The organism is Nostoc sp. LEGE 12454 (genome assembly GCF_056620565.1).
The window spans coordinates 166,293-179,943 of sequence record NZ_JBWQXL010000006.1 but is presented as its reverse complement, the minus strand read 5'-3'; the positions used below and the strand labels follow the sequence as shown (position 1 = coordinate 179,943).

The 13,651-nt window shown below is 42.5% G+C and carries 11 protein-coding genes; 3 read left to right on the top strand and 8 right to left on the bottom strand.

Annotated elements, in window-relative coordinates; genetic code table 11:
* Positions 1 to 970 precede the first annotated feature (970 nt).
* The gene (locus AC1F2U_RS08885) at positions 971 to 1,774 is read right to left on the bottom strand and encodes a peroxiredoxin-like family protein (protein WP_480260762.1); all 804 of its coding nucleotides are present in this window, start codon (positions 1,772 to 1,774) and stop codon (positions 971 to 973) included.
* 266 nt (positions 1,775 to 2,040) lie between these two features.
* Here AC1F2U_RS08885 and AC1F2U_RS08880 point away from each other — a divergent pair, with 266 nt between their 5' ends.
* Positions 2,041 to 2,238 (top strand): NblA/ycf18 family protein, encoded by a 198-nt coding sequence (locus tag AC1F2U_RS08880; protein WP_194041722.1) that lies wholly within the window; start codon positions 2,041 to 2,043, stop codon positions 2,236 to 2,238.
* A 301-nt stretch (positions 2,239 to 2,539) separates the two neighbouring features.
* Here the strand turns inward: AC1F2U_RS08880 and AC1F2U_RS08875 are convergent, their stop codons facing one another.
* From AC1F2U_RS08875 to AC1F2U_RS08850, 6 genes are all read right to left on the bottom strand, one after another.
* Entirely contained in the window at positions 2,540 to 2,974 is a 435-nt protein-coding gene (locus tag AC1F2U_RS08875; protein ID WP_480260761.1) for a GFA family protein, read from the bottom strand.
* Between the two features lie 249 nt (positions 2,975 to 3,223).
* Complete coding sequence (locus AC1F2U_RS08870; protein WP_480260760.1) at positions 3,224 to 3,592, bottom strand: hypothetical protein; 369 nt, start codon at positions 3,590 to 3,592, stop codon at positions 3,224 to 3,226.
* Positions 3,593 to 4,693: 1,101 nt separating this feature from the next.
* Entirely contained in the window at positions 4,694 to 6,337 is a 1,644-nt protein-coding gene (locus tag AC1F2U_RS08865) for an acetolactate synthase large subunit (RefSeq protein ID WP_335199504.1), read from the bottom strand.
* Positions 6,338 to 6,433: 96 nt separating this feature from the next.
* On the bottom strand, positions 6,434 to 7,801 hold the full coding sequence (locus tag AC1F2U_RS08860) for an NAD-dependent succinate-semialdehyde dehydrogenase (protein WP_480260759.1): 1,368 nt from the start codon (positions 7,799 to 7,801) through the stop codon (positions 6,434 to 6,436).
* Between the two features lie 239 nt (positions 7,802 to 8,040).
* The gene (locus AC1F2U_RS08855) at positions 8,041 to 9,693 is read right to left on the bottom strand and encodes an adenylate/guanylate cyclase domain-containing protein (RefSeq protein ID WP_480260758.1); all 1,653 of its coding nucleotides are present in this window, start codon (positions 9,691 to 9,693) and stop codon (positions 8,041 to 8,043) included.
* Between the two features lie 185 nt (positions 9,694 to 9,878).
* Positions 9,879 to 11,219: a DEAD/DEAH box helicase gene (locus tag AC1F2U_RS08850; protein WP_480260757.1), complete on the bottom strand. Its 1,341-nt coding sequence runs from the start codon at positions 11,217 to 11,219 to the stop codon at positions 9,879 to 9,881.
* Between the two features lie 216 nt (positions 11,220 to 11,435).
* On the opposite strand from AC1F2U_RS08850, the gene infC reads away from it, so the two are divergent.
* Complete coding sequence (gene infC, locus AC1F2U_RS08845; RefSeq protein WP_289798351.1) at positions 11,436 to 11,948, top strand: translation initiation factor IF-3; 513 nt, start codon at positions 11,436 to 11,438, stop codon at positions 11,946 to 11,948.
* 391 nt (positions 11,949 to 12,339) lie between these two features.
* Here infC and AC1F2U_RS08840 read toward each other — a convergent pair whose 3' ends face one another.
* A complete protein-coding gene (locus AC1F2U_RS08840) occupies positions 12,340 to 12,489 on the bottom strand; it encodes a LuxR C-terminal-related transcriptional regulator (RefSeq protein WP_480260756.1) in 150 nt (49 codons plus the stop codon).
* Positions 12,490 to 13,017: 528 nt separating this feature from the next.
* On the opposite strand from AC1F2U_RS08840, the gene AC1F2U_RS08835 reads away from it, so the two are divergent.
* The gene (locus AC1F2U_RS08835; RefSeq protein ID WP_480260755.1) at positions 13,018 to 13,644 is read left to right on the top strand and encodes a PAS domain-containing protein; all 627 of its coding nucleotides are present in this window, start codon (positions 13,018 to 13,020) and stop codon (positions 13,642 to 13,644) included.
* Positions 13,645 to 13,651 lie beyond the last annotated feature (7 nt).

Sequence of the window (13,651 nt, the reverse complement as noted above, 5' to 3'; positions counted from 1 at the left end):
TATCCTTACTTGCTATATTCGTAATTCGTAATTAAGAGAGTACAGAGCAAGCAGTGATTACAACTACGAATTACGTTAGCGAGTCCGCAAGCGTCATTATCAATTACGAATTATTATAACTTTTACATCCATTAGAGGTTCTTTTAGAGCAGATTTTAGATTTACAAAAGTAGATTGATGTGCTCGGAGTGTTGATGAGATATCGAAGCAGGCTCTTTTAACAAAAAATGATTTAACACTATAATTTCAAACATATAGCTTGATGGTTACTACTCCTTTATCTATTTTCCTACTGGAAGACCACTTCGCACAAATGAAATTCAAGCGTCGTTAGAAAGTCCTCACTTATCTCGATTTTCAGCAGAATTCAGAATTCAGGAGTCAGGAGTCAGGAGTCAGGAGTCAAAATTCATTCTGAATACTGATTGACAAAATGCGCTTTATCTTAAATTCTCACCGATGCTCCATACCACAGTCGGTTTGTACCCCAACAAACTGCTTGTATTCTTTAACCGAAGATTGGGTTATCAGTCTTCTCGATTCAGCATCAATCGCCTGATAATAATATTTCCTTGTTTGATTTTGCGATGCCTTGCATCCCACGATTGTGACCTCCCAGATTCAGCGATTAGGAGAAACCAATTTGTTTTTGTCTCCGGCATATTCAGACCACTGCACAAAGCGTTTAGAGATGGCAACAAATGGATGTTTTACGCCAGTAACTAAAACTAACTGGTTTATCAGTTCTTCTTTGGATCTGTAACTATTGTCAGGAAAATCATATTGGGGAATAGATGCAAGCGCAGGATAAAATAGTGAGGTTACGATTGATAAGGATAGAAGAATTTGTTTCAACATTCAAACAAAAAAAGCCAATAATATTATTATTGAAGACTTTTTTTGTTTTTTGTTGCTAGTGATTATTGAAGAGGTTTTCAAATATGCTGATACTGTAAAACTACAGCAGAGATTAAAATTGATTACCCAGCCCAGCTAATTCCGTTTCGATCGAGGATAAAAATGATAGGGGCTGACTCATATTAGCAGCAAAGCCCAGAATTCCTGGATCTCGATGTTCGTAAAGTAACTGGCCTTTGGTATCAAACAGAAAAGTTCCACCACGCTGAGTTAAGTAAGCAGAATTAGGTACATAAGTATGCCAATTGCTGAGAACTTCAACCATATTCCGTAGCCGTAGAGTAGCCAATTCAAAGGGACGTTGAAACCCACTTCCGCCAGCTAATTGGAAAAACGAGCCTTTAAAAGCAGGTAGAGGAGTACCTTGAATAATTTCATCATCTTCAATGAGTTGAGGGGCTTGACGATCTCCCCTGTATCCCCGAAAAACTTCTCTTAGCGTTCCAGGACTTCCAAAGCCTGCACACATTAAGACTAGATTCAGCCAAGCTTTTTGAGCAGGGGAAAGTCCTGGGAGAGAAAGATTGAGACCTGAATAAAGTTTGAGTTGGTGATGTAGTTCTCCATTAGGTTCAACAAATAAATTTTCTGGTGGAAATCCTGTATATTCACAGAATTTTGTTCCAGAGGCGCGATTACCAATTCCCACTGCACGAATAGCGAGTTTTTCATCTGACAATTTTTTAGCTTCGCGCTGTAACCACCACGCATATTCAAGACTATCAAAATCCCCAAGTTGGGGCCAGACTAAAACAAGGATATATGAGGCAGTCTCGCAATTTTCTAGTAGGGGGCGGGTCATGCCATCATTAACACGCTGAAGTCCTGTCTGATTAAGGATAGTGTAAGGATTCATTACAAATGATTACTCGGATATTTGGGGTATCAGTGACACAGGATGTACTAAAGCATTAATATGGCATCATCTCAGGTTTGTAAATATTTTGTTATACTAGTTAACAGAAGTTCATATTCTAGGTTTGACACCGCTAAGTAAGGCAATACCCAGTAGGTCGCTTGATGAGTGTATTAATTCTAACAGTAGCTAGGTATGAAAGCTTCTTCTCAAAATTGTCAACATTGACCCTTTAGTTTTCGCCTAGTTGGGCGATTGATCCTGCGATGAATCAACCTATTACATTATCTTTAGAACAAGAATTTAGCCTTAGAACTTTTGCTGACCAAGTGCAGCAGATGTCACGCGAACAAGCTCAAGAGTTTTTGCTTATGCTCTATAAGCAGATGATAATTCGGGAAACGACTTACCAAGAATTGCTCAAACATCAGTGGGAACTTGATTCAGACTCAATTTTGGGCTAAAGCATACAACCAAATAAATGTTTTGAATTTTTAGCAGCGACAAAGGAATATTGGTAGAAATGCTGTGTCGCTGCAAGCTTGGGAGAGTGCTCGAATACACTAGCATAAGTCCTTTTGTACTCCAATTGAGCTGATGTCTGCGTCAAAGTGACTTTACAGCAGTTTTCATGTATTTGAACTACACCTGTAGTAGGGGCGCAAGGCCTTGCGCCCCTAGCGTGTGGTCTATTTACCTGAAAAAGGCTTTCCTGACAATAATTGCTCAGATTATCACAGATATGCTAAAAAGTAACTCCAATCTTTACCGCTCTGATGGAGGTGCAAACTGTGCAAATACCTCCGCCCCTGTTAGGTTTTTAGTTTCATTGGCAAAACAGTAATATTTGGGCTTTTCATCTATGAATATCTGACGCTCGAAAACAAGACCTTCACAGCTATCGAATAGCCCAACGGGTATGAAATACTGGTTACTTTGTTTCAATTTGTAAAATAGATGGCTACCACACTTCTTACAGAATCCACGCTCTGCCCATTCTGAAGATTGATAAACTCCGATATATTCTTCACCAGAGAAGCTAACATCATCACTTTCACACTCAACTACTAACAAAGGTCCTCCACCCCAGTTGCGACACATACTACAATGACATGCTTCCACCTGATTACTCATACGGGTTGTAGAAACGTTTACTACTCCGCACAGGCAGCTACCTTTTGCAATGCTCACATTAGACATATTTTTTCTCTGCTCCCAAAAATGCGCTCTAATTTTACATTCTTTTTTGTTTCATGCTGGAAGTATCTGCACTATTGAGTTTAGAGGCTGATACAACTAATCTAGTCGCTTCTTGACGCTAATTTTAATCAACATTGATGTTACATCTCCAATTTAAAAATATGGAGTTTTGCGTCGATCGCGTGGAGTGTAACTCGATGGATGGGCTGAGGTAAGAAGCCCATCCTACCGTGCTTGAGTGCAAACGTCTTATTTCAGTTTGCAGCTTGCAGTAAGTTCTAGATTGTAGAAAGTCCCTGGTTTGGGATTAATTGAACGCAACTGCTGGACAAAAGCATTAAATGTTGTATTGCTGATGCCGAAGCCAGCTTCAGCACAAGCAGATAAACCTCCTTCGATGGGAATAGATCCGGTTCTGGGACTATATACAATGAATTTATCGACAGTGCTATTGCCGACACCAGACCCGATAACCTGGCGAATTGTTTGCAAAGCGGCATTATCTAAGGAACCACCAATACTGCCAATACTAATATTAACGGCACGACTTTCAGCCACAGCCGGCGCACTAATCGACAATATTGCCCCGACAATCATTAAACAGCTGAACTTCAACATTATCCTCTTCTCCAAAAAATTGAAAAACTAATAATTAGGTTTCGACATAGATGAAGCACGTTAGAGACACTAGCCATGTAACGTTTTCAGACACTAGGGTGTGTGTCAAGAATAAGGGTGTAGGGGGTAGGGTGGAATGGCACGCTTGATAAGCGTAAATCCCTGATATTAGTGGCTTTTGGGTATAGGGTGTTGGGTGTAGGCTGAGTGTGTTTAAGAAAATTGAATTTTAGCGCATCAAATAGAACAACATCTTCTTCCAACCCTTAACCCCACACCCTACACCCTACACCCTGCCCTGACGAGGTTTCATCTTTTCTTAGTGCCATTCGGGGTAGGGTGTAAGGAAAAAGACTTGAACGAAGCTTGGAACTCCGACGAATGCAATCATCCTTGATGACGGGGCTTGTGACGAACAAGCCTCGTTAGGGCTATTTCTTTCCCCACATCCGACACCCGACACCCGCCCCAACGGGGCTTGGTAAACTACAAAATCTATGATTCTGAACTTTTGGGTATTACTTCAGCATTAGGTCTTTCCTTTTCTGAAAAATTTTAATTTCTTAAAAATCCTTTACAAAATCGCCTTTGCAGATCCTGGCTGTCTAATTGGTGTTGGTTACAGCTGAAAAAACATTTAGCAACAACCATCCCAGCGTGAGACTAATATTAGTTCGGTTCCACTCTTAGATAAAATTGGGTAGCTACAAACTTAACATCTTTCTTGGTAGGGTTTAAGTCGTCTACTACCTGATACCAATTTTATATGAAGCTGCATATAATGCAGAAAACAAACTTGATAAATTAAAATAACCATGAGCCGAACTCATTGTAAATGAACCTCTGAGCTTCGTCGATGAACCTCCGAGCTTTGTGAATGAGTATTTGATACTTGTGAATGAACCTTTGAGCTTCGTGGTTTTTTTACGAACCGCAAAGGACGCAAAGAACGCAAAGAAAAAGAAGAAATATGTCTATAAATTGAGCGAAGTAAAGCGGTGCGTTAGCTTTTGGTTAACGCACCCTACCAAAACACTAAAGGAGTTAGGAATAAATAACTCCTAACTCTTGTACAGACCCGATTAATCGCGTATCTAATTTTTACAACGCACAAGTCAACTCGCCAGCCTTTTGGCTAAAGCGGTGATTCTCTCGGTAGTCCACAGGACAATCTATCACCGCAGGTACATCTTGAGCGAGGGCTTCTTTCAAAGTGGGAATCAAATCTAAAGCCGATTCAACTCGGTAGCCTTTTAAACCCATACTTTCGGCTAATTTCACAAAATCAGGATTGCTAAAATGTACAAAGGATGAATTTCCTTTGCCAAATTGATTTTCTTGCTTCCACTCAATTAACCCATAGCCGCCATCATTGAAAATTATGGTGACAAAGGGCGTACCGACACGCAAGGCTGTTTCTAATTCCTGAGAATTCATCATAAAGCCGCCATCGCCTGTTACAGCAACGACTTTGCGCTTGGGATGAACAAGTTTTGCTGCTAAAGCCCCAGGAATAGCAATACCCATAGCCGCAAAGCCGTTGGAAATTATGCAAGTATTTGGACTATGGCAATGATAATGACGAGCCATCCACATTTTATGTGCGCCAACATCAGAGATGACGATATCATCTGGGCCCATCACTTGGCGTAAGTCATAAATTAACTTTTGCGGCTTAATGGGAAATCCGTCATCATGGGCATACTGTTCGTAATCAGCCCGAATCTCTGACCTTAAACTAATGGCAAAGGGATCGGGTTTACCTTGTCGGTCTGCTAATTTTAAGATTTCATAGAGGGAATCTGAAATATCTCCTACAACTTCGGCGTTAGGAATATAACTACTATCAATCTCCGCCGGACTTACCCCAATATGTACAATCGGAATTTCACCATTACGATTCCATTTCTTGGGGGAAAACTCAATCAAATCATAGCCGATCGCAATTACTAAATCTGTGTTATCGAAAGCACAGGTAATGAAGTCTCTTTGCTGTAATCCTACTGACCACAAAGCTAGTTGATGTGTGTAAGGAATCACGCCTTTACCCATGAAGGTATTGGCAACAGGTATATTCAACAAGGTAGCAAATTGCGTTACGGCATCACTTGCATGAGCGCGAATTGCCCCATTTCCGACTAAGATTAATGGGTTCACAGCTTGGCAAATTGCGGCGGCTGCTGCCCGAATGCTAGCAAAAGATGCATAGGTTTTTTCGCTATTATCCTTACGCAAAGGTTTGCCTTCGACGGGCATGGCAGCAATATTTTCTGGCAAATCGATGTGGACTGCACCAGGTTTTTCTGATTGCGATCGCTTAAATGCTTTCCGCACTACTTCTGGTGTAATACTGGGTCGCACAATTTGCTTATTCCACTTGGTAACAGGTGCAAACATTGCCACCAAATCTAAATATTGATGGGATTCAATGTGCATTCTATCTGTTCCCACTTGACCGGTAATCGCCACTAAGGGCGCACCATCGAGGTTAGCATCTGCTACCCCAGTCATCAAGTTGGTTGCCCCAGGACCAAGCGTAGAAAGACAGACTCCGGCTTTTCCTGTTAAGCGTCCGTAGACATCAGCCATGAATGCTGCACCCTGTTCGTGACGAGTTGTAATAAATTTAATGGAAGAATGCTTTAATGCTTCCAAAACGTGCAGATTTTCTTCACCAGGGAGTCCAAAAATATATTGCACTCCTTCATTTTCTAGGCACTGCACCAATAATTCTGCTGTATTCATTTTATTTCCTAACTATTTATTTTGTCATTTGTCCTTTGTCATTAGTCATTTGTCATTTTTTTGGCTAATGACCAATGACCAATGACTAATGACTAATCATTTAACCCACACGGTTTTAACATTGACAAACTCATGTATACCTTGGATACTCAATTCTCTGCCATATCCAGAACGCTTGATGCCACCAAAGGGCAACCGAGGATCGGATTTGACCATACTGTTGATAAACACTGCACCAGCTTCGATTTCTTCAACCAAGCGATCGCTCTCTTGGTCGTTGGTTGTCCAAGCACTTGCACCTAAGCCAAAGGGTGAGTCATTAGCGAGTTTAATGGCAGCATCAATATCTGGAACCCGGAATAACAAGGCTACCGGGCCAAAGAATTCTTCTTTTGCGATTGGTGTGTCGGTGGGGATATCTATGATAATCGTTGGCGGATAAAAGTTTCCAGGACGATCTGATAAAGGATGTCCACCGGTGATGACTTTACCACCGCTGCTAATAGCACCTTGCACTTGTTGGTCTAAATCCTGGAGAATACCAGGTGTTGCCAGTGGCCCTAAATCGGTATCTGGTTGCATAGGATCGCCTACTTTTAGCGCCTCAAATTTTTCTAAAAGCAATTTTTCAAATTTGTCTGCGATCGCATCTGCGACAATAAAACGTTTCGCTGCAATACATGATTGCCCGTTATTTAACATTCGCGCTGTAGTAGCTGTGACAACTGCTGTCTCTAAGTCAGCACTTTCTAACACAATAAACGGGTCACTTCCTCCTAATTCCAAAACTGTTTTTTTAATTTGTTTGCCGGCGGCGACGGCGAGGGATGCGCCGGCTGGTTCGCTTCCGGTCAAGGTAGCAGCTTTTACGCGGTCATCAGCCATCAAATCGGCAACTTTGGCTGCGCCTATTAATAGAGTTTGAAACGCACCTTCAGGAAAACCTGCCCGTCGGATAATATCTTCAATTGCCAAGGCGCACTGCGGCACATTAGAAGCATGTTTGAGTAAGCCGACATTTCCCGCCATAAGTGCTGGTGCAGCAAAACGAAAAACTTGCCAGAAGGGGAAGTTCCACGGCATCACCGCGAGAATTGCACCCATTGGTTGATAACGTACAAAACTCTGGCTGGCATCAGTTTTTACACTGACATCAGCGAGAAAACTAGGGGCATGTTCGGCGTAGTAACGACAGACGGCGGCGCATTTTTCGACTTCTGCGATCGCAGCTTTAAATGGCTTACCCATTTCCAGAGTCATTAACTTAGCAAATTCTGCTTTGTCTTGCTCTAAAATATCAGCGGCTTTTTGCAGCCAGTGCGATCGTTCAGAGAAACTAGTCTGACGATACTGTTCAAAAGTCCGATCGGCTAAATCGAGTTTAGCGGCAATTTCTGCATCATTGAGCGCCTCAAAGGTTTTGAGCGTCTCCCCAGTGGCGGGATTAATGGTGGCGATCGCCATTACCTGACCTCCCGTTAAAAAATAGCTTCGGTAGGCTTCCTAGTGTTACACAGATCAATTCTGGAAGCTACCACCCAAATTCTAGTCTTTTAACCCAGAATTGGTTGCTTAATATTACAATTTTGCAATTATTTTTGAAATAAAATATACAAGTAAACTATGTATTTATCGTGATAAGTTAGAATTTATTAACCATTAGTTAGCTGTTAATTGTTTTTCTAATACCCAATACCCAACACCTAAAGATTAATGATTGGAGCAATGATTGTTGGCACTGGTTGCAATTTTGTCTGGTAAACCTTAACTAATCGCTCAATACCTTTGAAACGATAATCTCCCATTTCTTGGAAGTCTGAGGGTTCTGAAAGCATTTTATGGGTGGCTTCACTAATCACGCATTCACTAGGGGGACAAACTGCTTCCATCCGAGCAGCCAGATTAATTGTTGCGCCTAACGCCGTATAATCTACCCTTTGGGAACTACCGACATCCCCCACCACAGCCTTTCCGCTATTAATCGCAATGCGTAATTGCAGAGGTTCGTGCCAAAAACCATTGGCATTCAGATGTTCGAGACGAGTGAGCATTCCCTTGGCAGCAGTAACAGCGCGATCGGCGTGATCTGCTTGCGGTTCTGGAGCGCCAAAAAATGCCATAATGCAATCGCCAATATATTTATCTAAAGTGCCGCCGCAGCCAAACACTTCTTTTAGCATTTCTTCAAATAAATTATTTAATAGTTGAGCGATCGCTGTTGGTGTTAATCTTTCAGAAATTGCCGTAAAGCCCACTAAATCAGCAAATAAAATACTGATTTCGCTCTCGGCGGGAGCTAAACGACCACCCGGTAATCCGCCTACAGATATCAACTGCTGTACAACTGCTGGAGAATGATAGCGCTCTAGTCGGTGACGAATCATCTCTTCAGTTTTGAGTTTTTCTACTAATAACCAACGCTGCACGCTAGAAGCTACAAGATTTGCTAAAGCTGAGAAAAAGCTCAATTCTTCTTCACCTTCATTTGCCCAATGGTAAGAAGAAAAATTGGCATCGGCATACAGTACCCCCACAACTTTATTTTCATCCCATAAAGGCACTGCCATCGCGCTACGAATGCCTTTGACTAAAATACTCTGTTCGCTAGCAAACCGTTCATCCTGATGAGTATCACCAGTTTGAATGACGACTTTTTCTTCAAATACCTTTTGACAGATACTACGACTAATCCAACTACCATCAGAAGGGAGATGTTTCTGTTGGGAAAGATTTCGAGTGGCAGCATTCATTAATTCCAACTGGCCGCAACCATTGACATCAATTAATAATGCCAAGCGATCGATACTATCAAGATAACGAAAAACTACTTGCTGCACCTGAGAAAAAATCTCTTCTATAGACGCGGCTGCACAAAGATTTTTCGCTATGTCCACTAAGTCTTTGAGACGGGCAATAGTTTTGTCCTTATTATTGATGTTGCCATCGTTACTATCAGCTGCAATCCATTGCTGTTGTAATTGTTCAACATTATGAAGGATTGTTCTTTGCTCATTTATGTCCGAAATTCCGGAATACTCAGGTGTCGGTTGAAAAACTGGGGTTGTGAGCAGCACTACCAGGCTAACATTGCCCAGCCAAATGATATCGCCGTGATGTAACTCTTGGGGATAGTTAACCAGATATTTATTGACTTGCGTCCCGTTTTTGCTGCCCAGATCCTCAATAGTCCACACACCGTCAGCCGTTTTTACCAGGCGAGCATGGTTGCGGGATACTCCACCAAAAGGTAAGTACAAATTACATTCCGGCAAACGACCAATTGTAAATACATCTTGGTCAACTGCGATCGTGGTTTCGGTATCTCCCTCTTGTAGGCGTAGCGTCAGTTCAGTCATGAGTGTGATAGATCCATCGAAGCTAGAGGTCAAGCAACTCTAAGGTAAGTTATACCCTACAGGTTAACCTTCACCTTTTGTTTATGACACTGTTAACTGCATTCCGACAACTGTATGTGACAGATATTACATTGAATGTTTTCCAGAATCCGTGCAAAATCAATCTATTGAACAGCTAACGAATGTTAGCGATCGCGTTTAGCAGAACGGCGCGATGCCGATGAACCAGCACCAGGTTTGTCGCCATTGGTGGCAGGTGGCGCTGTTTTACGTTTAGCCGATTTCTGTGGTAACGGTTTAGGAGTACGAGCCGGACGCTTCTCACTTCCGGGCTTGGCTCTGTGTTGCCGTCCATTTGGGATTGGTTCGGGGTTGGTATCGGGGTTGGGCGCAAAACCAGCAACCACTTCCTTCGGCAAGCGTTGCTCAATCAGTTTTTCGATATCTTTCAATAGATGCTGTTCATCGATGCACACTAGCGATACAGCTTCACCTGATGCGCCAGCGCGACCGGTGCGACCAATGCGATGAACATAATCTTCTGGTACATTGGGCAAATCAAAGTTAACAACATGGGGCAGTTCGCTGATGTCAAGCCCCCTAGCAGCTATGTCTGTCGCCACCAATACTTGTAAGGTGCCATTTTTGAACTTGGCCAGAGCATTAGTACGCACGGGCTGGCTCTTATTACCGTGGATTGCCAAGGCTTGAATGCGGTCTTCGCCCAATTGCTTCACCAAACGGTCAGCGCCATACTTAGTGCGAGTGAACACTAGCACTTGATACCAATTATCTCGCCGAATCAGATGAGCAAGTAATTGGCGTTTTTTGTCACGGTCTACTTGGTAAACTTTCTGGGCGATCGTGTCGGCGGTAACGTTGCGGCGTGCTACCTCAATCATCGTCGGATTATTCAACAATCCGGCGGCTAGTGCCTTAATTTTGTCTGAGAAAGTAGCGAAAAATAGCAAATTCTGCCGCTGTTTGGGCAGGAGTGAAAGGATGCGGCGGATATCATTAATAAAACCCATATCCAGCATCCGATCGGCTTCATCCAGCACCAAAACCTCAATCTGCGATAAATTCAGCGTACCCTGCTGTACGTGGTCTAGCAGTCGCCCTGGAGTGGCGACCAAAATATCCACTCGACTCCTCAAACGCTGTTTTTGCAGATTAATACTGACTCCGCCAAACATCACCATTGAGTTAAGATTTAAGTACTTGCCGTACTCGCGCACGCTTTCTTCCACTTGGGCAGCGAGTTCGCGAGTCGGGGTGAGAATCAACGCCCGGATTGGTGGGTATCCATTAGGCGTACCTTTGCTCTTGTTAGACGATAATCGATGCAAGAGCGGCAGTGTAAAACTAGCGGTCTTTCCAGTGCCAGTTTGTGCCCCAGCTAATAAATCTTTACCCGACAAGACAGCAGGAATGGACTGCATCTGGATTGGTGTGGGTTCCGTGTACCCTCGTTCGGTAACAGCACGGATAATTTCATTGGACAAGCCGAGATCGGAAAAAGACATAAGACTCCAAAAATAACATCGGCCTGTCACCAATGATGGCGTCAGTCTTAGGCGGACGGATAAAAATCATTGAAAAGCTGGATGGGCAGTAGCGCAAAGACTGAGAGCGAGTGCCGCAGTCCCTCATTCTATCAGATTGCCGTCTATTGTGTTGTTTAAGGTTGCTCTGATTCAGTGTTGTGTTAAATTGGCATTACCTGCTTGTAAAGCAAAGTATTGAACAAATGGGAGAAATTCATTATCGCAATCCAAAAGCAACTGATTAATTCACAAATCAAATCACCTAGCGTCTTCTTGATTGACCATGAGAATAACAATCGCGGTCTGATCGACACCAATGAGGCGTTACAGCTAGCTGAAAGCTTAGAGCTTGACTTAGTTGTAGTCTCTCAAGGTAAAGACGCTCCAATCGCCAAGATTCTCAACTATGGCAAGCTTCAGTATCAAAAGAAAAAACGTCAGAGCCAGAGTGCTAGACCCACGGTAAAAGAAGTTCGATTCGGTCTAAACGTGGGTTTAGCTGATTACAATTTACGCATCGAACAAGCAGGTCAGTGGTTGAGTAAAGGCGATTCTGTCAAGTTTGCCATTCGTTTACGAGGCCGAGAACATCAATATCGTGACAAAGCGGGAGAACTGCTAGACCGAATTGCAAACGATCTCAGTCAAGTAGGTAAAATCCAGTCACTGGATAAACGCGCACTAGTTGTTCAAGTTATTCCTGCTTAGTTATCTGGCGATCGCTGGAGTATATATTTGTAACAGCTTGTAAAGAACGAAAAAACCCGGAGGCAACACTGTAGCTTCTATGGAAAAAACATTGACATTCCCCCATTCAAGACAGCAAGGGGATTTTTTCGTTGTGCATTGAGTCATGCTTGCACAAAGCTATAGTGGAGATGAGGATGGAACCTTAAACCAGTGAGGGATGTCATAACCCCAAGTACTGGAACATCGAAACATCCCAGATCCTGTCTACGAATATTGATAAAGCCAACCACATTTTTGTGGAACTCAAAGCCGCACTGACACTTATAAGTGCGGTTTTTGGTTTTATGTCTTATACTACAAGATGAATTCGTGTAACAGAGGTACTGGGGAATTGAAAATTCTCTTCATTTTATTGCCAGTGAGAAAACCGTTCCACAATATCCTTTACTGTCTTATAACTTAGATGAAATTGCTGGGCGATCTGGTGGCTAGAATACCCCTCCTCAACCATCGTTAAGACTTGAAAAGCATACTTATCTAATTGTTTTAAATCATCCATTTAATTTCTAGACCTTTTGTATAGAGTTGGATAAAAATTCGTATTAATTAGATGGAACAATTATTGCGAAACAGTCTCTTACAGTCATTTTCCGTAATTCCTTTGTTGTTTGAGAAATTACTCTTTTTGCCAAATTAATTCTTCCATCTAGCGAACAAGTAAAGGCAGATAAAGTATGGTTTAATGTTAAGTTCGCTAGCAATAAGGGATACAAAGCAAAGGTATCAGGATTTCAGCATAAAATATTAAAAGCCAACGCGTTCCTAAGAACTCGTGGCGGCTTTTGCAGCGGACTTTCATAATATTGTACGAAATCGTACTGACTGGGAGCGGCAAAGTTTTTTAGTCTTTAAACAATACTCAAATATAGGCAATCCCGAATGTCTAAGAAACTTGGGAGCAAATTCATGGATGGTAATATCCCTTAGCTTCTCGTTATTGGGTTATAGCCAGTAATGAACGATTGGTGGGATAAAACCCATTAGGAATTGGTTAACAGTCTCTTTCTATTCAGGGATTGAAACTTAGATGTCACCTGAATTGATAATGAATCAAGATATGTTTCCCCAGCAGTTAGAGTCGCTGCAAGGGCGTTTAGCTAACTTGTACCAAGATGCGAACACCACACAGCCAGAAGCCAATTTGCTGCTAGTGCTATCAGCTTTGAAGGAACTTGATACTGCTTCAAGGCTGCTAGAGATAGCTACACAGAAGCTATTCGAGCAAACTCAAAAATTGGTAAATGTACAAGCACGGCTTAGAGAGGAATACAAGCGCTACCAAGACCTGTTCGAGTTCATACCAAATGCTTACTTGGTGAGCGATACACAAGGAAAAATTCAGTCAGCTAATCGTGCCACTGCCACGCTGTTTAATGTTCAACAGCGATTTTTGGTAAACAAACCATTAGTCTGTTTCATTGCAGTAGAAGAACGTCAGGCGTTTCGTTACCAACTAAATCAGATGCACAGGTCTGAGTGTGACTATGTGCAAGAGTGGATATTACACATACAGCCTCGTGACTGGGAGCCTTTTGAGGCTGCCATAACTGTAGCTCCTATCCGCGATGTTAAAGGCAAGTTAACAGGCTTGCGCTGGATGGTGCGCGATATGACTCACGTTTGGCAACAGCCTCTATTATCGCTAGAAAGGTGAGAAGGAC